This window comes from Thermocatellispora tengchongensis (assembly GCF_014202315.1).
GTDB classification, from domain to species: Bacteria; Actinomycetota; Actinomycetes; order Streptosporangiales; family Streptosporangiaceae; genus Thermocatellispora; species Thermocatellispora tengchongensis.
Window position 1 is genome coordinate 543,273 of sequence record NZ_JACHGN010000001.1, and the last position, 20,316, is coordinate 563,588.

Below are 20,316 nucleotides of genomic sequence, written 5' to 3' on the forward strand. Positions count from 1 at the left end.
TTGTGCGTGTTCTCTCCCGGCGTGAGCTGACCGTCGCCCTTCTCGCCCGGCAACTGCTTCTTGATCGGGCGCGGATGCCGGTGGAGGCGGCCGTACGGCATCTGGTGGCGTTGCAGGGGCAGTACTCGCCCTCGCCCTACATCGCGCTCGCGGCGCGGCTGGACGGTTTCCGCATCGAGGATCTGGAAGCCGCGCTGCGGGCGGGGTCGGTGGTGAAGAGCTCGCTGATGCGGGGCACGCTGCACCTGTGCGCGGCGGCCGACTACCCGGCGTACGCGACGGCCTGCATGCGCGACATGCGCATGGCGATGCGGGCGCAGAACCGGGAGGCGGCGCCGTACGAGGAGAAGATCGTTGCCGGGGTGACCGAGTACCTGGCCGAGCCGCGCACCACCGACGAGATCCGGGAGCGGGTGCGTGAGCTGAGCGGCGGCACGGTCAAGGAGCATCGGCTGCTCGACTACGCGCGGTTCCTGGTGCCCGCGGTGCACGTGCCACCGTCAGGGTTGTGGGACCGGCACGGCAAGTTCTCCCTGGTCGCCTGGTCCGGCCCGCCGCTGCCGCCGGAGCCGGAGGCGATGCGGGTGCTCACCGAGCGGTACCTGGCCGCGTACGGGCCCGCGACCCGCGACGACATCGCGACGTTCGCCGGGGTGCGCCTGGGCGCGGTGGACGCGGCCCTGAAGGAGCTGGAGCCGGCGCGCTACACCGACGCCGACGGGCGCGACCTGTACGACCTGCCCGGCGCGCCGCTGCCGCCCGAGGACACCGCCACCCCGGTACGGCTGTTGGCGCGGCTCGACAGCGCCACGCTCGCCCACCGCGACCGCACCCGCATCCTGCGCCCCGAGCACCAGGAGCGGCTGATGGACATGGCCCGCGCCAAGGTCGCGCCGTACCTGGTGGACGGGCTCGTCGCGGGGATGTGGACCTATACCGCCGGGCGTGAGTCCGCCACGCTGACCGTCATTCCGTTCACCGGGCCGCCCCCCGCCGGCCTGGAACCGGAGGCCGAGCGCATGCTCGCCTTCGTCGCCCCGGCCGCCCGTGTCCGCGAGATAACCGTTCAGGAGCAGTGATCGTGCCACGCCGAGCCCTCGTCACCGGAGCCGCCCGAGGCATCGGGGCGGCCGTCGCCGCCGCCCTCGCCGCCAGGGGCGACGTGGTGGCCGTCCATTACCGCACCGACCCCGGCAGGGCCGCCGAAGTGGCCGCCGCGCTGCCGGGGGCGGGCCACGTGGCGCTCCAGGCCGACCTGACCGACCCGGACCAGGTGTGGGCCCTCGTCGCCGACGCGGTGGCCGCGCTCGGCGGCGTGGACGTCCTGGTCGTCAACGCCGGGATCTACGGCGACCACCCCATCGCCACCACCTCCTACGCCGACTGGCAGGCGCAGTGGACGGCCATCCTGCAGACCAACCTGGTCGCCGCGGCCAACCTTGCCTGGTGCGTCACCCGGCACCTGCTCGACCGGCCCGAGGGGCCGCGGGGCGGGCGCATGGTGATGGTGGGCTCACGGGGCGCGTACCGGGGGGAGCCCCGGGTCCCCGCGTACGGCGCGAGCAAGGCGGGGCTGCACGCCCTGGCCCAGTCGCTGGCGGTGGAGCTGGCCCCGCACGGGATCGCGGTGGCCGCGGTCGCCCCCGGCTACGTCGCCACCGAGATGGTGGCCGACGTGATGGCGAGCCCCGAGGGCGAGACGATCCGGGCGCAGAGCCCGTTCGGGCGGGTCGCCGAGCCGGAGGAGATCGCCGGCGCGGTGGCCTGGCTCACCTCGCCGGAGGCCGAGTGGGCGAGCGGGACGGTGCTCGATCTGAACGGGGCGTCGTACCTGCGGTGACGGGGGCCCGCCGCCGGGTGAGCACGACGCCGCCGGCCACGAGCAGCCCGCCCGCGACCGTCCGCCAGCCCAGCGGCTCGGCGAGCAGCGCCGAGCCGATGACGGTGGACCACAGCGGGGTCACGTACGTGACCGTGGAGGCCACGGTGGGCCCGGCGGCCCGGATCACGCCGAGGTTGAGGATGTAGGCCAGGCCGGTGCCGAGGGCGCCCAGCGCGACCAGCGCGGCGGCGGCGTACGGGCCGGGCCAGTGCGGGGCGCCCGCGAACGGCAGGACGACGGCCAGCTCCAGGGTGGCGCACCCGATCTGCAGCGCCGACAGCGCGGCGGCCGACTCGCTCCGGCCGGAGAAGAACCGCCTGGTGTAGGCGAACCCGGCCCCGTAGCAGATCGTGGACCCGACGCAGGCCAGGTTGCCGGCCAGTTCCCCGCCCTCCGGCAGCCGCCACACCCCCAGCATGACCAGCACGCCCGCGAACCCGGCGGCCAGCCCGAGCAGCCGCGGCGCGGTCGGCCGCTCGCCGGGCACGAGCGCCAGCGCGAACGCCAGCGTGGCCAGCGGCGTCGTGGCGTTGAACACGCCCGCCACGATGGAGCTGACCCGGGTCTCGCCGTAGGCCAGCAGCACGAACGGCACCGCGTTCAGCAACGCCGCCACCACGGCGGCGTGCCCCCACGCCTTCAGGTCGCGCGGCAGCCCGGTACGGGTGACCGCGCACACCGCCAGCAGGGCCGCCGCCCCGAAGAAGCACCGCCAGAACGCGACCCACACCGGCCCCACGCCCGCGTCCACCCCGACCTTGATCAGGGCGAAGCTGGACCCCCAGATGGCGGACAACGCGACGAATCCCGGAACCCACTTCATGCCGGAATGCTCGGTGAACCGGGAAAATGAGTCCAACAAGTAGCGACTCACGATCTATGAGCAGATCTCATGACGATGAACATCGCCCAGCTCCGGGCCTTCGTCGCGGTCCTGGACGCCGGTGGCTTCAGCGCCGCCGCCGACGAGCTCGGCATCACCCAGTCGGCGGTCTCGCACGCGGTGGCGGCCCTGGAGCGCACGCTCGGCGGCCCCGTGCTGACCCGGCACGGCCGCCCTCGCCCGACCCCCTTCGGGGAGGAGGTCCTGCCGCACGCCCGCGCGGCCGTGGCCGCCGCGAGCGCGATCCGGGCGGTGGCGGAGCGCCGCGACGGCCTCCCCTCGGGCACGGTACGCCTCGGCGCCCCGCCCAGCGTGTGCCAGGGCCTGATCCCGCGGCTGATGTCCCGGTGGAAGGCGGTTCACCCCCGGATCGACGTCGCGGTGTTCGAGGGCGAGGACGACGAGGTGGCCGACTGGCTGGCCCGCGGCACGGTGGACCTGGCCGTCCTGGTGGACCCGCCGTCCGCGGGCGGGGTCCCGCTGACCCGCGACGCCTTCCACGCCCTGCTGGCCGCCGACCACCCCCTCGCCGGCGAGCCCGAGATCGGGGCCGCCGACCTGGAGGACGACCCCTTCCTGCTGTCCACCGGCGGCTGCGAACGCCATGTCCGCGAGGTCTTCCGCCGCGCCGGAGTCCGCTTCGCCCCGGCCCATCGCATCCGCGAGCTGGCCACCCTGCTGGCCATGGTCCGCACCGGCGTGGGCGTCTCCATGGTCCCCGGCCTGACCAGGGCGATGCTGACCCCCGGCCTGGCCATGGTCCCGCTGACGGAACGCGTGACCCGCCGCCTCGTCCTCACCGCCCCGCCCACGACCCCGTGCCACCCGGCCGCGAGCGCCCTGCTGGAGGCTCAGAGACAGGACACCGAATCAGGCCCCGAACTCGCGCTCACGTCCCAGGAGCAGTGATCGATCCGCTTGCGCCCGGCGTTGTAAATCGCCGCGGTGTCCTCGTCGTTGTTCCACACATACCACTTGCGGCCCCAATACAGGGTGGTGGCGGTATCGCTGCCCTGACCGCTGCGAATGGTGAGCCGCTTGCCCGGCTTGAGCACCACGGCGCCGAAGACGTATTTGAAGCCGTTGGCGTCGCGGAGCAGGTATCCGTCCAGATTGATCGCCGTCCGCGTGGTGTTGCGGATCACGACGTACTCGCCGTTCAGGCTGGTGTTCCCGCCCCGGTCGCTCCCGGGGCTGTCGAAATACGCCTTCACGAACTGCACCTTCGGCGGCGCGGCGGCGTACGCGGGCGCGGGCGCCGCGCACCCGAGTACGACGACGAGCGCGAGGAGAAAACGGCGCACGGGGGAGCCTCCTTCGATCAGACGTCCCCCGAGTCCGCAAACTAAGACGCGATACGCCAAACCCCGGTTGTCACATATTTCACGGAATTATTCGGCGAGCACCTTGCTCAATACCGGGGCGAACTCCGCCGTGTGCGTGACGAAGCCGCCGTGGTCGCCCGGGAACTCGACCGGGGGCGTGCCGAGCAGCTCGGCCAGGGCCAGGGAGGTCCGGTAGGTGAGCAGGTGGCCGGAGGTCGCGCCCACGCCCACGACGACGCGCGACGGCCCGGCGGTCAGGGCCGCGACGTCGGGGACGTAGCGGGTGGTGCCGCGCAGCTCGTGCAGGAAGAAGTGGGCCGAGTCGGCCAGGTCCTGCTCGGAGGGCTCCTCGGGCCCGGCGGGGGCGTCCTCGGCGCTCAGGTCGTAGCCGGCGGTGGTCATGAACTGCACCCAGGCCGCCCCCGGGCCCTCGCGCCGGTAGGTCTCGATCATGTCCTCGACCCCGGCGCGCAGGTCGGCGGCGTCGGGCAGGAGCTCCAGCAGCGGCGGCTCGTGCGCGACCAGCGTACGGACGCGGTGCGGGTGCCGGGTGACCAGCGCGAGCCCGGTGACGGCGCCCCCGCTGCTGCCGAACACGTCGGCCGACTCGGCGCCGAGGGCGTCCAGGATCAGGGCCACGTCGTCGGCCCGCAGGTCGGGGGTGGAGTCCTGCTCGGGGTCGTCGAGCACGCTTCCCCCGACTCCGCGCGGGTCGTGGGTGACGACCGTACGCTCGCCCGCGAGCGCCTCGGCCAGGGGCGCGAAGGCCGTCGCGTCCATCGGCGCCCCCATGACCAGCAGCAGCGGCCCCGCGCCGCGGACCTCGTAACGAAGACGCCCGCCCGGGACGTCGATGGTGTGGGTGGTGGCGGTCATTGCCGATCCTTCCTGTTCGCTGACACACAAGGGACCGCCGCCGCCCGCCGAACTCATCGCTCCCGGCGAGATTTCATGAAAAATCTGAACAAGGGACGTCGCCTGGGGGCCGGGGGCTCCGGCTCCGGCTCGGCCGGCTCGGGCTCCGGCGGACGCGACGCCCGCCACTCCGCCAAGAACTCCTCGATGTCGTACGGCATCAGCGTGAGCGGCGGCCCGGACATCGCCTTGCGGTGCCCCTCGACGATCTTCTCGTTGATCTCGGTGAGGATCGCCCGCACGTCGTCCTCCGAGCGCGCCCGTCTGGCCGCGGCCAGCGCCTGCTCGGCCTCCTTGCGCAGCGCCAGCGTGCCCGGCAGCGGGAACGCCAGGTTCTCCTCACGCAGCTTGCGCTTGACCCACCACATCTCGTCGAACGGCTCGCCCTGGTCGGGCAGCGGCTTGCCGGCCCCGGGCAGGTCGTCGAACGCCCCCCGCTCCATGGCCTCGCGTATCTGACGGTCAGCCCAGGTCTCGAAGCTCATCCCCGGCGGCTTGCGCTTGGTCACGGACCGGCCCCCTCACACCCGGATTCGAGGACCCTTCGATGGTAGCCAGGCTCGGCGCCGCCCCCGCGGGCCAGGGGGTGAACGCGTTCTCAGCGGGGAGCCGGTACGTCCGGGACGCGGGCGTCGCCGGGCAGGCGCAGGACGAGCATGGCCACGTCGTCGTTGTTGTCGTCGGGGCGGACGTGGGTGAGCAGCAGGTCGCAGATGGCGTGCAGGGGGTGGTGGGGCAGGGAGGCGGCGTACTCGCGCAGCCGGGACAGCCCCGCGTCGATGGAGCCGCGGGGTGACTCGATCAGGCCGTCGGTGTAGAGCACCAGGGTGGAGCGCGGCGGCAGTTCGGTGACGGCGTCGGCGCGGGCGGTGGGGATGCCGGTGCCGAGCAGCATGCCCTGCCCGGCCTCCAGGAAGCGGGCCCGGCCGTCGTGCTCGACCAGGAGCGGCGGGGGATGGCCGGCGTTGGTCCAGCGCAGCCGCCACCCTTCGTCCCGCGTGAGCTCCACCCGGGCGAAGACGGCGGTGGCCATCGTGGTCTCGGCCATGCGCGCCATCGCCTGGTCGAGATGGTCCACGATGGTGCTCGGGGGCTCCAGCTCGGCCCCGGCGTAGGCGCGCAGCATGTTGCACACCTGCGCCATGCCGGCCGCGGCGTCGAGGTCGTGGCCGGCCACGTCGCCGATGACCAGGGCGGTCGCGCCGTCGGACATCGTGAAGGCGTCGTACCAGTCGCCGCCGACGTGCGAGGACCGCGGCGCGGGCACGTAGCGCGCGGACATCTCCAGCCCCGGTACGCGGGGGAGGCGCGGCAGCAGGTGGCGCTGCATGGTCTCGGCGACGCGACGCTGCCGCTCGTACAGGCGGGCGTTGCTGAGCGCCAGCCCCGCCCGGCGGGCGATGTCCTCGACCAGCAGGAAGTCGGGCGTGGTGAACGCCCCGGGCCGCTCGGAGCGGCCCAGGGTGAGGGCCCCGACCACCTCCCGCACGCCCCGGATCGGCGCGATGCTCGCGGAGTGCATGCCGGTCACCCGGAACAGCTCCCGCTGGACGACCGCGATGTCGGAGTCGGGAGGCCCCTGGTACGTCTCGGGGCCCGCCAGGGTCGCGGTGACCCCGCGCAGCGCCCGCGACAGCGGCATCGAGGACTCCTGCGGCACCGGCGGCATCGGCCCCTCCAGGTCCTTCCGGCGCACCACGGCGCCGTTCTCGTAGTGGGCCACGGTGGCGCGCGACACCTCCCCCTCCTCGGTGATCAGGTCCACCACCACCCAGTCGGCCAGCAGGGGCACCACCAGCCGCACCAGCTCGCGCAGCGCCTGCTCGACGTCCAGGGTGGAGGTGAGCGTCGTGGTGGTCTCCGCGAGCAGGGCCAGCCGTTCGAGCTCCGACATCGACGTCGCCGGTGCCACCGGCCCGTGCCGGCCGGCCTCCGACGCGGCGCTGTCGGGGACGCCCTCGTGGAACAGCACCAGCGCCCCCAGTCTCCCCATCGGGAGCCGGCAGGGGGCGATCAGCCAGGCCAGCGGCGTCAGGGAGCCGTCGCCGCGCTCGAACCAGCCCTCGTCGCCCTGCACCGTACGGCCGGTGAGGGCCGCCCGTCGCAACAGGCACCGGCTCCGCGGCAGGGCCTCGCCGTACCTTCCCCGGTGCAGCAGGTCGTGGGGGTCCTGGCCCAGCAGGTCCGCCGCGGCCCGGCCGAGCAACCGCTCGGCCCGCGTGTTGGCGTGGACGATCCGGCCCCCGTCGTCCAGCAGGAAGACGCCCGCGTCGAGGAGGTCCGGCAGCGGCCAGGGCTGCTCGGCGCCGGCGGACGAGCACCGTTCGGCGTCTTCCGCGCCGTCCGAGATGATCATGGCTGGGTGTCCTCCCTTTCCCCCGGGTCCCGGCCTCCTACCCAGCCCGCTCGGGTGCGACCTATGTCACGCCGTTGCGCTGCCGGGAAATGTCGGTGGCCGGGCGTACGGTGTGGCGGGTACCGGTGTGCGTGGGGCCGAGCAAGGGGGATTCAAGGGGATGTCGAGGGCCGATCTCATCCGCGGCGTGATCCATGAGGGTGGCGTCCATGAGGGTGGCGTCCGCGGCGGCGGGCGCGACAACGCCGAGCACGAGGCCAACATGGCGCTGTTCCGGGTCGTGCACGAGATCGCGACCCGCTTCGCCGGGCGCCCGGTGCCGGTGGTGCTGGCCGAGCTGCGGGCGCGGGTCCCGGCCGCGCCCGGCCTCGACGGGGGCGAGCTGCTGCGCATCGCCGAGGAGATCAGCGTCGGGCGCGACCCCTCAGGTCTGTAGCCCGGCCGTCGCGCGCGGCATGTGTCCGGCGGGGTCGGCGATCACCTGCTGGATCACCTGGCCCGCGCCGCCCAGCACGGCGGCGTCGGGGCCCGCCTCGGCGACCGCGAAGTTCGGCACCACGTGCCTGATGTGCCGCAACGCCTCGGCGGCCGGGCCGCGCAGCCAGGGGAAGAGCGGGGCGAAGATGCCGCCCAGGATGATCGTGCCCGGGTCGAGCAGGTGCACGGCCGAGGTCAGGGCGGTGCCCAGGGCCCGGCCCGCCTGCTCGCAGGCCGCGCGGGCGCGGGTGTCGCCGGCGGTGAGGCGGCGGATCAGGCCGTCGAGCAGGCCGTCGGGGGCGGCGTCGAGCAGGGCGTCCTGGCCGGCGTAGCGCTCCAGGCAGCCCCGGCCGCCGCAGCGGCAGTCGGGGCCGCCGGGATCGACGACCACGTGGCCCAGTTCGCCGGCGAAGCCGCGGGTGCCGCGGAACAGCGCGCCGCCGAAGACGAGCCCGGCGCCGATGCCGATCTCGCCCGACACGTAGAGGAAGTCGGGCATGCCGGAGCCGAACCACAGCTCGCCCAGCGCGGCCAGGTTGGCCTCGTTGTCCACCAGGACGGGGAACGGCAGGTCGAGCAGGTCGGCGGGGCGCACGTCGCCCCAGCCGAGGTTGGGCGCGCTGTGCACCAGGCCCTGCGCGGGGTCCACCGGGCCGGGCACGGCCAGGGCCGCGCCCGCCACCGACAGGCCCGCGGCGGCGGCTTCGTCCACAGCCTGGAGTGCCAGATCGCGCAGGTTGCGCACCACGTCTGTGGATGACGAATCGCGGTTGTCCACAGCCTGTGTACGACGCAGCCGCACCGTCCGCGTCAGGTCCATGACGCACACCGACAGGTAGTCGACGTTGATCTCCAGCCCCAGGGCGGCCACCCGGTCGCCGCGCAGCCGCACCGCCACGCCCGGACGCCCCCGGGAGCGGTCGGCGTCGGCGGGCGGGGGCGACTCGGTGACCATGCCGGACTCCAGCAGGTCGCCCACCAGCTTGGAGACCGTCGTCTTGGTCAGTCCGGTGATCTCGGCCAGGGCCGCCCTGGTCACCGGGCCGTTGCGGCTCACCTCGCCGAGCACGAGGGCGAGGTTGCGGGCCCGCATGGAGTCGTGTCGTACGGCTTGGGCCATGGGCGGTGCCCTTTCATGGAGAAGTCGGGCAAATAGTAGACGCCGGGACTTGACCGGTGCCCCACGGCGTCCGAGTATTTAGTCCACAACGTAGACTAAATCAGGAGACGTGCTCATGGACGCCTTCACTCCGAAGCCCGAGGACAAGTTCACCTTCGGCCTGTGGACGGTCGGCTGGCAGGCGCGCGACCCGTTCGGTGACGCCAGCCGCGCCCCGCTCGACCCGGTGGAGAGCGTGCACAAGCTGGCCGAGCTGGGCGCGTACGGCGTGACCTTCCACGACGACGACCTGCTGGCCGTCGAGCCCGACCGCGACCGCGCGATCGAGAAGTTCAAGAAGGCCCTGGCCGACACCGGCATGAAGGTGCCGATGGCCACCACCAACCTGTTCACCCACCCGGTGTTCAAGGACGGCGCGTTCACCAGCAACGACCGCGACGTGCGCCGCTACGCGATCCGCAAGGTGATGCGCAACCTGGACCTGGCCGCGGAGCTGGGCGCCCGGACGTACGTCTGCTGGGGCGGGCGCGAGGGCGCCGAGTCCGACGCCGCCAAGGACATCCGCGCGGCGCTCGCCCGCTACAAGGAGGCGATGGACATCCTCGGCTCCTACGTGATCGACAAGGGCTACGACATCAGGTTCGCCATCGAGCCCAAGCCGAACGAGCCCCGCGGCGACATCCTGCTGCCCACCGTCGGCCACGCGCTGGCGTTCATCAACGAGCTGGAGCACTCCGACCGGGTCGGCCTGAACCCCGAGGTCGGCCACGAGCAGATGGCCGGGCTGAACTTCGTGCACGGCATCGCCCAGGCGCTGTGGCACGGCAAGCTGTTCCACATCGACCTCAACGGCCAGCACGGCCCGAAGTACGACCAGGACCTCATCTTCGGCCACGGCGACGTCAAGAGCGCCTTCTTCCTGGTGGACCTGCTGGAGAACGGCGGCTACGACGGCCCGCGCCACTTCGACTACAAGCCGCTGCGCACCGAGGACGCCGCGGACGTGTGGGTCTCGGCGGCGGCCAACATGCGCACGTACCTGATCCTGAAGGCCAAGTCGAAGGCGTTCCGGGCCGACCCGGAGGTGCAGGAGGCGCTGGCGGCCTCGCGCGTCGGCGAGCTGGCCGAGCCCACGCTCGCCCCCGGCGAGACCCTGGACGACCTGGCGCGCGACGACTTCGACCCGGACAAGGCGGCCGAGCGCGGCTTCCACTTCAGCCGGCTCAACCAGCTCGCCCTGGAGCACCTCCTCGGCGTGCGGGGCTGAGGCGGGCCCGATGACCCTCGTCGCGGGGGTGGACTCCTCCACCCAGAGCTGCAAGATCGTCATCAGGGACGCCGAGACCGGGGCGCTCGTCCGCGAGGGCCGGGCGGCCCACCCCGAGGGCACCGAGGTCCACCCCGACGCGTGGTGGACGGCGCTGAACGCGGCGATCGAGCAGGCCGGCGGCCTGGACGACGTGGCCGCGCTCGGCGTCGGCGCGCAGCAGCACGGCATGGTCTGCCTCGACGAGGACGGCCGGGTCGTACGCCCCGCGCTGCTGTGGAACGACACCCGCTCGGCGGGCGCGGCCCGGGACCTGATCGGCGAGCTGGGCGGCCCGGAGAAGTGGGCCGACGCGGTGGGCAGCGTGCCGGTGGCCTCGTTCACCGTCACCAAGCTGCGCTGGCTGGCCGAGCACGAGCCGGACAACGCCGCCCGTACGCGGGCGGTGTGCCTGCCGCACGACTGGCTCACCTGGAAGCTGGCGGGCGCGCCCGGCCTGGACGGGCTGCGCACCGACCGGGGCGACGCCTCGGGCACCGGCTACTGGTCGCCCGCCACCGGGGCGTACCGGCCGGACCTGCTGGAGCTGGCCTTCGGCCGGGTGCCGGTCCTGCCCGAGGTGCTGGAGCCGGCCGGTGAGGCCGGCCGCCACGGCGGCGTGCGGCTCGCGGCGGGCACCGGCGACAACATGGCGGCGGCCCTCGGGGTCGGCGCCCAGCCGGGCGACGTGGTCGTGTCGATCGGCACCTCCGGCACCGCCTTCGCGGTCGCGGAGACGCCCAGCGCCGACCCCAGCGGGCTGGTCGCCGGGTTCGCCGACGCCACCGGCCGCTACCTGCCCCTGGTCTGCACCCTGAACGCGGCCAGGGTGCTGGACGCGGCGGCCCGGATGCTCGGCGTGAGCCTGGACGAGCTGGGCGAGCTGGCCCTCGCCGCGCCCGCGGGCGCGGGCGGGCTGGCGCTGGTGCCGTACCTGGAGGGCGAGCGCACGCCCAACCTGCCCGACGCCACCGGCTCCCTGCACGGCCTCCGGCTCGACAACGCCACCCCCGGGCACCTCGCGCGGGCGGCGATCGAGGGCCTGCTGTGCCACCTCGCCGACGCCTTCGACGCGCTCGGGCTCGCCCCGGAGCGGGTGCTGCTGATCGGCGGCGGGGCCCGCTCCGAGGCCGTGCGCCGGATCGCGCCGACCGTGTTCGGGCGGCCGGTGGTCGTGCCGCAGCCCGGGGAGTACGTCGCCGACGGCGCGGCCCGGCAGGCCGCCTGGCTGCTCTCCGGAACGCCGGAGCCGCCCGTCTGGACCTCGGCGGGCGCCCGGCACTACGAGGCCGAGGTCACCCCGGGCGTGCGCGAGCGCTACGCCGCCGCGCGCGACCGGGAGTACCCACCGGCCTCCTGATCGCGTCCGCCGAGGGGCCTCGGGGGGCCTCTCGGCGGACCCGCCCCCGCCCCCTGCCGGCCTCTCAGGGATCTCGGGGACGGGGTCAGGGGTTCCTCAGGGATCGCGCCGGATGTCCGGTACGCGGCTCCGGCGCGATCCTGGGGACATGCTTCACCTCAGCAGGTTCACCCGCGTCTATCCGCTGCTCGCGGCGGCCGGGATCGCTCTGGCCGCCGCGGCATTCGTGTTCGGCGCGCTCACCGCGAACTCCCACCTGGACACGCTGAACCTCACCGTCAGCGAGTACGCCGTGGCCGATCGCGGGGGCGCCACGGGGTTCGCGATGACGGCGCTCGGCGTGGCGGCGTTCGCGCTGACGGCCGGGCTGCGGGCGGTGGGCGCTCCGGTGCGGGGGGCACCGGAGCGGCTGCTGCTGGGGTGGGGCTCCGCCATGGCCGTCGCGGGGCTCGTGCCCGCCCTCCTGGGCGGCGCGGCCCCGGGCCTGGCGGTCGAGGCGCACCGGTACGCCTCGATCGCGGCCTTCGTCGGCCTGCCGGTCGCGGCCGGGCTCCTCGTGGGCCGCTTCGGCGCCGACGAGCGGTGGCGGCCGGTGGCCAGGCCGTTCGAGTGGCTGGCCCTGGCGGGCGGGTTCGGGCTGCTGGCGATCACGTACGCGGCGCTGCCGGGCGACGGGGTCATGGTCGGGCTCGCGGAGCGGGCGCTGCTGGCCGTCGAGACCGGGATGCTCGCGGTGCTTGTGGTGCACGTGGTGCGGATCACTTGGGGCCCGCAGATCCGGAAATTGCTCGACAGGGGCCCATCAACCATGGCAAATCCGGTGCTATTCTCGCGGCGGTCTTAGTCAGGTCGTCAGCGGGATGAATGGGCGGTGTCATGGCGTCGGGCAGGTCCATTCGGGTCAGGATCTCGGGCCTGGTCGCCGTGCCGGCCTTGGCGCTGGTCGCCGTGACCGGCTACGTCGCCGCCGACGCCGCCGGTGAGGCGTCCCGGCTGCGGGCCGCCGCCACCGCGCACGCCGTCCTCGGCGACGCCGCCGGCGGGCTGATCGTGGCGCTCCAGCGCGAGCACCTGGTCACCGCCGAGTACCTGGCCACCCGCTCCGACCGGGGCCGTACCGCCCTCATCCAGCAACGCGCGCGCACCGACCGCGCCCGCACCCACCTCCGCGACCGCTCGGCCGCCCCGGAGACCCGCGCGGCGATGACGGCGGAGGTCAAGGCCGCCCACGACGCCCTGATGCGCGAATCGCGCCGGGTGGACGCGCTGCGCGCCTCCATCGACGAGACGCGGGAGGCCACCGGGGGGACCGACGGCGGCACCAAGACCCGAGGCCGCGGCGACAAGACCAGGCCCAAGGCCCCCGCAACGACCGCCGACACCACCACCGCCACCGGGACGACCCGCCCCGTGCCCACCGCCACGACCCGCCCCGTGCCCACCGGGACGACGCGCCCCGTGGCCACCGACACGTCGCGCCCCGCGGCCACCGACACGACGCGCCCCGTGCCCACCGGGACGACCCGCCCCGCGGCCACCGGGACGACGCGCCCCGTGGCCACCGACACGTCGCGCCCCGCGGCCACCGACACCGCGACGACGCGCCCCACCGCGCACGCGGCGGCGCGTGGTGAGGAGCGGGCCGACGGCTCGGGCACGCAGGTGGCGGCTGCGGACGACGGGCGGGCCGGTGGCTCGGGTGTGCGGCGAGCGGCGCGCGGTGAGGAGCGGGCCGGGGGGTCGGCCGTGCGGCGGGTGACGGGGGCCGAGGGGATCGCGCTGGCGGCGCTGGCGCCGGAGTTCGGCCGGGTGACCGAGGCCGGGCAGCGGCTCGTGACCGCCGTGATGATGTCCACCGACCCCGCCCTGTACCGGCAGGCGCGCGCCCTCGCGACGCTGGCCCAGGCCAAGGATCTCCTCGCCGGGGAGCGGGCGCTGGCGGCCGGGGTGCTGGCGGCCGGGCGCCAGATGACCCCCGCCGAGCAGCGCGCCTTCGGCCGGCTCGCCGGCACCCGGGCCTACCTGTACGAGCAGGGCGTGGCGGAGCTGGAGCCGGCGCTGCGGGCGCCGTTCCAGCGGGCCGGGGCCGGGGAGGCGTACCGGCGGTTCGCCGCCGCCGAGGACCGGCTCGCCGCCGGGAACGCGCTGCGCGTCTCGCACCCGGAGTGGCGGACGTTCGGCGACCAGGTGGACGCGGCCTACCAGAAGGCCCTGGACGAGTCCGGCAAGGCGCTCGCGGCCCGGATCGGGCCCCTGGCCGACGAGGCGCTGCTGCGGGCCGGGCTCGCCGCCGCCACCGGGCTCGCCGCGTTGCTGATCTCGGTGCTCGTGGCCCGCAGGGTGGGCCGGGGGGTGGTCCGGGAGCTGGGCGTGCTGCGTACGGCGGCGCGCGAGCTGACGGCCGTACGCCTGCCGGCCGTCACGGCGCGGGTGCGCCAGGGCGAGGAGGTGGACCTCACCACCGCCGTGCCCTCCTTCGTCTCGCCCCGGCACAGCCGCGAGGTGCGCGAGCTGGCGCACGCGCTCGACGGGCTGCGCCGCACCGCCGTCGAGGCGGCGGCCGAGCGCGCGGTGCTGCGCGCCTCGGCCGGACAGGCGCTGCGCGGCGTGGCCAAGCGCAGCCAGTCGATGCTGCAGCGGCAGCTCCGGATGCTCGACGTGATGCAGCGCCGCACCAAGGACGCCAGGGCGCTGGAGAACCTGGTGCGGATCGACCACCACACCACCCGCATGCGCCGGTACGCCGAGAGCCTGATCGTCCTGTCCGGCGGCTCGCCCGGCCGCTCCTGGCGCCGCCCGGTGCCGGTGGCGCACGCGCTGCGCGCCGCGGTGGCCGGGATCGAGGAGTACGGGCGGGTGCGCGTCTACCCCATGCCGGAGGCCCGGATCGCCGGCCCGGCCGTCGCCGACGTGGTGCACGTGCTCGGCGAGCTGATCGACAACGCCGTCGCGTACTCGCCGGACAACACCGAGGTCTCCGTGCGCGGCGAGGCCGCCGGGGACGCGTACCGGATCGAGGTCGAGGACCGGGGCGGCGGGATGGCCCTGGGCGAGCGCAAGGCCGCCAACCGGATGCTGGCCGGCCCGCCGGAGGAACTGGACCTGGCCGGCATCGACCGCCTCGGCCTGCTCGTCGCCGGGCGGCTGGCGGTCAAGCACGGCCTGCGGGTCGAGCTGGCGGCTTCGCCCTTCGGCGGCACGACGGCGGTGGTGCTGATCCCCGGCTCGCTGGTCACGCTGCCACCGGCCGCGCCCCCGGCCGAGACCGGGGACGAGGAGCGTACCGGTGAGCGCCCCGACGCGCGGCCCGGCCGGCGCCCCGGCGAGGCCGCGGCGGCGGAGGAGGCCGGGGGCGCCGGGGAACTCGTCGGGGGCCAGAAGGTCGGGGGCCAGGTGGCCGGGGATCAGTAGCGGCTGGTGGTGATCTTCTTCAGGGCGTGCTCGACCAGGGTGATCAGCACGGTCTTGGCCGAGGAGCGCAGGCGGACGTCGCAGTTGAGCACCGGCACGTCGGGGTCGAGGTCGAGTGCGATCCGCACGTCCTCGGGCTCGTAGCGCGCCGCGCCGTCGAAGCAGTTGACCGCCACGATGAACGGCGTGCCGCGCTGCTCGAAGTAGTCGACGGAGGGAAAGCAGTCGGTCAGCCGCCGGGTGTCGGCGAGCACGACCGCGCCCAGCGCGCCGTAGGACAGTTCATCCCACATGAACCAGAACCGCTCCTGGCCCGGCGTGCCGAACAGGTAGACGACGAGGCCCTCCCGGATGGTGATCCGGCCGAAGTCCATGGCGACCGTGGTCGTGGTCTTGCCCTCTACGCCGCCGAGGTCGTCGATGCCGATGCCGCGGTCGGACAGCACCTCTTCGGTGCGCAGCGGCCGGATCTCGCTCACGGCGCCGACGAGCGTGGTCTTGCCCACGCCGAAGCCGCCCGCGATCAGAATCTTGAGCGCGACGGGTTCGTCAGAGGGCCCGAAGTCCATTGATCACTTCCTTGAGAACGCGCTCGCTCGCGCGCGGCGTCGCCATGGCGGCGGGCGCGCGCACGCTGATGAGCCCTTGATCCTTCAGATCCCCGAGAAGTACCCGGACGACGCCGAGTGGCAGGTCGAGGTCCGAGGCGATGTCGGCCACGGACACCGCGCGCCTGGAGATGTGGAGGATCCGCTCCTGCTCCGGGCCGAGCACCAGGCCCTGCGGCCGGCGTTCGCCGGTCGCGGTCACCATGGCGATCACGTCCATGTCGTCCGCGGAGGACCTGGCGCGCCCGCGGGTCAGCGCGAACGGCCGGACCACCGGCCCGGCCTCGTCGTCCAGCCACTCGGGGCCGCTCATGACAGCGCCCGCGGACTCGTCGAGATGTGCTGCCCGACCCGCTTGACCAGCATCGCCATCTCGTACGCGATGTGGCCCACGTCGGCGTCGGAGCTGCTGAGCACGGCCAGGCAGGTGCCCTGGCCGGCCGCGGTCACGAACAGGAAGGCCGCCTCCATCTCCACGATGGTCTGCCGCACCTCGCCGCCCCCGAAGTGCCGCCCGGCGCCGCGGGCCAGGCTCTGGAAACCGGCGGCCACGGCGGACAGATGCTCGGCGTCCTCACGGGTGAGTCCCCTGGAGAAGCCCACCGCGAGCCCGTCCGTGGACAGGATGACCGCCTGGCGCACGGCCGCCACCCGTGTGGTGAGGTCGTCCAGCAGCCAGTTCAGCTCGCCGGTGTTGCTCTGATGCCCGGTCATTCGTCCCTCTTGTCGCCTGTCGTGTGGTGTACGTAGTCGGAAGCTTCCTCGCGTCCGCGGCGTACTCCCTGCTGGAAGGCGGAGAACAGGGCGCGGACCTCGTCGGGGGAGCGTTCCGCCGAGGGCCCGCCGGAGCCCTCGGAGCCGGTGTGCTCGGGCGGTTCAGAGTACTCGACCTTGTGGTCGGCGCGCGCTTCCCCGCCGGTGCGTTCTCCCTCCCGCTCCCCGTCGGCACCGTCGGACGCGTCGGCGCGCCCGGGCGAGGCTGCGCTGCCGGACACGTGGGCGCTGCCGGGCACGTCGGCGCGCTCGCCGGCGTCGGGGCGGTCGTGGGGTGTCTTGCGGAGCTGGGGGGCCATGTGGGCCTGACGTACCCGCTTGGGCAGCCCGGCATGCGCGCCGGCGGCGGGGGCGGAGCGGACGGGCCCGTGCGGCTCGCGAGCGGCGTCCTCGTCGTCCGTGCCCGCCTCCGCGGGCTCCTCGGGCTCCGGTTCGGGCGTGCCGTTCACGACGGTCAGCGCCACACCGCCGCGCCGCGACGGCAGCGGCGGCGGGGGGGAGCCGTTCTCCGGACGCCGGTCGCCGTCGTCGGAGGCGTGGGCCGTGCCCACCGCGCCCTCCAATGCAGCGGAGTCAGCGGAGTCCGCGGAGTCCGTGGCGTCCGTGGCGTCCGTGAAGTCCAGGGCCTCGGCGGTGGTGGGGGCGGCCAGCGGGCCGGGCGTCCCCGGGGGGCGCAGCGGCGTGAACGGCGACCGTTCGGCGGGCGGCGCGGCCGGCGCGGGCGGACGCTGGGCGGGCCGCGGGGTGAACAGGTCGGAGTTCGAGGGCGTCAGGATCTCCTCGCCGCCGTCACCCGCCGGCCGCGGGCGCCGCGCGTCCGGGTCGGCGGCCCGCCGTACGGCCGGGCGCTCGGCCCTGCGGGGCCGGTCGGCGCGCTCGGTCCGCCTGGGCCGCTCGGCCCGCCGGGGCTGCCCGGCGCCGCCGCGATCGGTACGCTGCGGCCCGCCCCGGTCCGTACGCTGGGGCAGTGCGGTGGCGGCGATCGTACTCGGCCCGCCGTGCGGCCCCGGCCCCTGCGCCGGGCCGGGGCCCGCCGCGATGGCGGCCGGGCCCGCGACGGGGTTGTCCAGATCGGCGACGAGCGTGCGCGGCAGCAGCACGATCGCCGTCGTGCCGCCGTACGGCGAGGCGCGCAGCATGACCCTGATCCCGTGCCGGGCGGCCAGCCGGCCCACCACGAACAGGCCCAGGCGGTCGCTGTCGGCCAGGTCGAACTCCGGCGGCTCGGCCAGGCGGGCGTTGATCGCCGCGTACTCCTCCGGGTGCAGCCCCAGCCCGCGGTCCTCGACCTCGACGGCGAAGCCGTTGGCCACGGTGTCGCCGCGCACGGTGACCGTGCTGCCGGGCGGCGAGAACAGGGTCGCGTTCTCGATCAGCTCGGCCAGCAGGTGGGTGACGTCGGCGACCGCGGAGCCGATGACGGCCGCGGCGGGTGCGGGCAGCACGGTGACCCGGGTGTAGTCCTCGACCTCGCTGACCGCCGCCCGCAGCACGTCGATGACCGGCACCGGCCTGCGCCAGGCGCGGCCGGGCACCGCGCCGGACAGGATGATCAGGCCCTCGGCGTGCCTGCGCATGCGGGTGGTCAGGTGGTCCAGCCGGAACAGGTCTTCCAGGGTGTCCGGGTCCTCGGTGCGCCGCTGCATCCCGTCCAGCAGCGTGAACTGCTTGTGCAGCAGGGTCTGCTTGCGCCGGGCGAGGTTCACGAACACCTGGCTGACACCCCGGCGCAGCTCGGCCTGGCCCACGGCGGCCTGGATCGCGGTGCGCTGCACCGAGGCGAACGCCTGGGCCACGTCCCTGATCTCGATCGAGCCGGTCGCCTTGATCGGCGGGGCCTCGGCCTCGATGTCCACGGGCTCGGCGCGGCGCAGGCGCTCCACGACGCTCGGCAGGTGCACGTTGGCCAGGTCCATCGCCGTACGCCGCAGGCCGGCCAGCTCGCGGGCCAGGCGGCGGCCGAAGCGCACCGAGATGATGATCGAGGCGACGACCGCGATCAGGCCGACGCCGCCGGCGATTGCGATCCGGACCAGGATGCCGGTGGCGATCGAGGTGGCCCGGTCGGTGAGGATCGCCGAGGACGACGCCCCCAGCCTGTCCAGCGAGACCGAGACGCTCTGCGCGGCGGCCCGCCACCGCTCGGCGTCGGCGTCCAGCCGGCCGTTCGCGGCGTCGGTCTCGGTGATGATCTGCCGTTCCAGGTCGGCGAACTGCTTGAAGGTGCTGGAGTAGAGCACGTTCTCGTACGGCCGGCGCAGCTCGGCGTCCAGGGCCGACAGGCCGCGCGCGTGCAGGAGGCGCCGGTTGGAGACGTACTCGGTGAAGGCGATGCGCTCGCCGGGGGTCAGGCGGCGGTCGATGAGCGCCCCGCTGATCAGCGCGTTCTCGCGGGCGATGTACTCATAGGCGTTGCCCATCGCCTGCATGGCCGCGGCCTGCTGGAAGATCGACAGGTCGGGGACCGCGCTGAGCTGGTCGTACACGCGGAAGACCTGGTCCAGGATCTCGTTGTAGTCGGTGAGCGCGGTGAGCCGGTCGCTGGTGCCCTCGTCGATCGCGGTCCGGATCTGCGGCAGGCGGTCGAGCTGGTCGAGCAGGGCGTTGAGCGGCACCCGCATCTCGTCCGAGACGGCCTCGGCGGCGTCCTCGCCCAGCGCCGCCTGCCGGAAGCGCTTGACCGAGGCGTCGGTCCGGGTGCGCTGGGCGGCGAGGTCGCTGGGGATGACCCGGGAGCTGATCGCGACCGCGGAGCGGGCGCGCTCGTCCTGAAGCTGGAGCCCGAGGTCGGTGGAGGTGACGCCGATGGTGTTGTAGAGGGTCTCCGCCCTGAGCAGGGCCGCTCCGTCGCCGACGGTCAGGTTGAGCACGAAGCCCCAGAGGGCGCTCAGGGACAGGAGCGGCAGGAGCAGCAACAAGAAGATCTTGAACCGAATCGACCGGTTTCCAGAACCCATGCCCACTCGTCCCAACTTCTGAGTGTGTGGAGGCTCGTGCCTAGATCTCAGTGATTTATGCGTAAATGTGCCTCCAGAAGATCGCACAGGAGACTAGCACTGAATAGGGTTTCGGCGCAGTGGAGGCGCGGATGATAACTGTGATTACCGGTGTGGGGACCGGCATCGGCGGAGCCGCGGCACGGGCCCTCGCCGAGCGCGGTCACCAGGTCGTTCTCGTCGGCCGCACCCCGGCGAAGGTGGCCGCGGTGGCGGCCGGGCTGGCCGGGACCGGACGCCCGCCGCTGACCTTGACGTGTGACTACACCCGGCTTGACGATGTGCGCAAACTGGCGGCGGAGATCCGCGAGCGGGTGGATCGCATCGACGTGCTGGTCAACAACGCGGGCGTGATGACCACCAGGCGCACGCTCACCCCCGACGGGCACGAAACCATGATCCAGGTCAACCACCTGGCCCCGTTCCTGCTGACCACCCTCCTCCTCGACCACCTCGCCGACGGCGGCCGGGTGATCACCACCACCTCCCGCGCCGCCAAGACCGGCCACCTGGACCTCGCCGACCTCGACCGCGAACGCCGCCGCTGGAGCGGCTGGCTCCAGTACGGCGACACCAAGCAGGCCAACATCCTGTTCACCGTCGCCCTCGCCCGGCGCGGCGTGGCCGCCACCTGCTTCCACCCCGGAGTGATCAAGACAGAGTTCGCATCTGGAACATTCTTCATGAAGGTTGTCCATAACCTACCTGGCTATGGCAAATCCCCCGAAGAGGGAGCAAAGACCCTAGTCCACTTAGCAACCACCGAAGACGGCAAAACAGGCAAAGGGCACTATTTCACAAAATGCCGCCAAGCCCCGCTACCCGCCCGCCTCACTGACCCCACCCTGGCCGAATCCCTCTGGCAAACCTCCACGACCCTCACCCGTCCCTGAGCGCCCCCGC

The 20,316-nt window shown here is 74.1% G+C and carries 19 protein-coding genes; 9 read left to right on the top strand and 10 right to left on the bottom strand.

Annotated features, from left to right (window positions below; translation table 11 throughout):
* The first annotated feature begins 2 nt into the window (after window positions 1-2).
* Window positions 3-1,079, top strand: a complete 1,077-nt coding sequence (locus tag HNP84_RS02760; RefSeq protein ID WP_185047688.1) for a winged helix DNA-binding domain-containing protein — start codon at window positions 3-5, stop codon at window positions 1,077-1,079.
* 2 nt (window positions 1,080-1,081) lie between these two features.
* Complete coding sequence (locus HNP84_RS02765) at window positions 1,082-1,840, top strand: SDR family NAD(P)-dependent oxidoreductase (RefSeq protein ID WP_185047689.1); 759 nt, start codon at window positions 1,082-1,084, stop codon at window positions 1,838-1,840.
* Here HNP84_RS02765 and HNP84_RS02770 read toward each other — a convergent pair.
* A complete protein-coding gene (locus HNP84_RS02770) occupies window positions 1,770-2,705 on the bottom strand; it encodes a DMT family transporter (protein ID WP_185047690.1) in 936 nt (311 codons plus the stop codon). The two genes, HNP84_RS02765 and HNP84_RS02770, sit on opposite strands and share 71 nt — an antisense overlap.
* A gap of 69 nt (window positions 2,706-2,774) precedes the next feature.
* Between HNP84_RS02770 and HNP84_RS02775 the strand changes: the two genes are divergently transcribed.
* A complete protein-coding gene (locus HNP84_RS02775) occupies window positions 2,775-3,674 on the top strand; it encodes a LysR family transcriptional regulator (protein WP_185047691.1) in 900 nt (299 codons plus the stop codon).
* Here HNP84_RS02775 and HNP84_RS02780 read toward each other — a convergent pair.
* The 4 genes from HNP84_RS02780 to HNP84_RS02795 form a co-directional block, all read right to left on the bottom strand.
* Complete coding sequence (locus HNP84_RS02780; RefSeq protein WP_185047692.1) at window positions 3,617-4,069, bottom strand: lamin tail domain-containing protein; 453 nt, start codon at window positions 4,067-4,069, stop codon at window positions 3,617-3,619. The genes HNP84_RS02775 and HNP84_RS02780 overlap by 58 nt on opposite strands.
* Window positions 4,070-4,156: 87 nt before the next feature.
* The gene (locus HNP84_RS02785; RefSeq protein ID WP_185047693.1) at window positions 4,157-4,966 is read right to left on the bottom strand and encodes an alpha/beta fold hydrolase; all 810 of its coding nucleotides are present in this window, start codon (window positions 4,964-4,966) and stop codon (window positions 4,157-4,159) included.
* A gap of 53 nt (window positions 4,967-5,019) precedes the next feature.
* A complete protein-coding gene (locus HNP84_RS02790) occupies window positions 5,020-5,514 on the bottom strand; it encodes a DnaJ family domain-containing protein (protein WP_185047694.1) in 495 nt (164 codons plus the stop codon).
* Window positions 5,515-5,603: 89 nt separating this feature from the next.
* Window positions 5,604-7,361, bottom strand: coding sequence for a SpoIIE family protein phosphatase (locus tag HNP84_RS02795; protein WP_185047695.1), 1,758 nt, complete (start codon window positions 7,359-7,361; stop codon window positions 5,604-5,606).
* Between the two features lie 187 nt (window positions 7,362-7,548).
* On the opposite strand from HNP84_RS02795, the gene HNP84_RS02800 reads away from it, so the two are divergent.
* Window positions 7,549-7,797, top strand: coding sequence for a hypothetical protein (locus HNP84_RS02800; protein ID WP_185047881.1), 249 nt, complete (start codon window positions 7,549-7,551; stop codon window positions 7,795-7,797).
* Here the strand turns inward: HNP84_RS02800 and HNP84_RS02805 are convergent.
* A complete protein-coding gene (locus HNP84_RS02805; protein ID WP_246517710.1) occupies window positions 7,786-8,931 on the bottom strand; it encodes an ROK family transcriptional regulator in 1,146 nt (381 codons plus the stop codon). The two genes, HNP84_RS02800 and HNP84_RS02805, sit on opposite strands and share 12 nt — an antisense overlap.
* A gap of 142 nt (window positions 8,932-9,073) precedes the next feature.
* Between HNP84_RS02805 and xylA the strand changes: the two genes are divergently transcribed.
* From xylA to HNP84_RS02825, 4 genes are all read left to right on the top strand, one after another.
* Window positions 9,074-10,225 (top strand): xylose isomerase, encoded by a 1,152-nt coding sequence (xylA, locus tag HNP84_RS02810; RefSeq protein WP_185047697.1) that lies wholly within the window; start codon window positions 9,074-9,076, stop codon window positions 10,223-10,225.
* A 10-nt stretch (window positions 10,226-10,235) separates the two neighbouring features.
* A complete protein-coding gene (gene xylB / locus HNP84_RS02815; RefSeq protein ID WP_185047698.1) occupies window positions 10,236-11,624 on the top strand; it encodes a xylulokinase in 1,389 nt (462 codons plus the stop codon).
* A gap of 148 nt (window positions 11,625-11,772) precedes the next feature.
* A complete protein-coding gene (locus tag HNP84_RS02820; RefSeq protein ID WP_185047699.1) occupies window positions 11,773-12,468 on the top strand; it encodes a DUF998 domain-containing protein in 696 nt (231 codons plus the stop codon).
* 32 nt (window positions 12,469-12,500) lie between these two features.
* Window positions 12,501-15,035 (top strand): nitrate- and nitrite sensing domain-containing protein, encoded by a 2,535-nt coding sequence (locus HNP84_RS02825; protein ID WP_185047700.1) that lies wholly within the window; start codon window positions 12,501-12,503, stop codon window positions 15,033-15,035.
* On the opposite strand, the gene HNP84_RS02830 is transcribed toward HNP84_RS02825, so the two are convergent.
* Genes HNP84_RS02830 through HNP84_RS02845 form a run of 4 tightly spaced genes read right to left on the bottom strand, consistent with a single transcriptional unit; the run spans window position 15,029 to window position 19,332 of the window.
* Entirely contained in the window at window positions 15,029-15,604 is a 576-nt protein-coding gene (locus HNP84_RS02830) for a GTP-binding protein (protein ID WP_185047701.1), read from the bottom strand. The genes HNP84_RS02825 and HNP84_RS02830 overlap by 7 nt on opposite strands.
* Window positions 15,585-15,956 carry a DUF742 domain-containing protein gene (locus tag HNP84_RS02835; protein ID WP_185047702.1) on the bottom strand — a complete coding sequence of 124 codons (372 nt, stop codon included), beginning with the start codon at window positions 15,954-15,956 and terminating at the stop codon, window positions 15,585-15,587. The genes HNP84_RS02830 and HNP84_RS02835 overlap by 20 nt, the downstream gene beginning before the upstream one ends.
* Window positions 15,953-16,357 carry a roadblock/LC7 domain-containing protein gene (locus tag HNP84_RS02840; protein ID WP_185047703.1) on the bottom strand — a complete coding sequence of 135 codons (405 nt, stop codon included), beginning with the start codon at window positions 16,355-16,357 and terminating at the stop codon, window positions 15,953-15,955. Before HNP84_RS02840 ends, HNP84_RS02835 begins: the two co-directional genes overlap by 4 nt.
* Window positions 16,354-19,332 (bottom strand): sensor histidine kinase, encoded by a 2,979-nt coding sequence (locus HNP84_RS02845; protein WP_185047704.1) that lies wholly within the window; start codon window positions 19,330-19,332, stop codon window positions 16,354-16,356. Before HNP84_RS02845 ends, HNP84_RS02840 begins: the two co-directional genes overlap by 4 nt.
* Before the next feature lie 173 nt (window positions 19,333-19,505).
* Between HNP84_RS02845 and HNP84_RS02850 the strand changes: the two genes are divergently transcribed.
* The gene (locus HNP84_RS02850) at window positions 19,506-20,306 is read left to right on the top strand and encodes an SDR family NAD(P)-dependent oxidoreductase (RefSeq protein ID WP_185047705.1); all 801 of its coding nucleotides are present in this window, start codon (window positions 19,506-19,508) and stop codon (window positions 20,304-20,306) included.
* The last annotated feature ends 10 nt before the right edge of the window (window positions 20,307-20,316 follow it).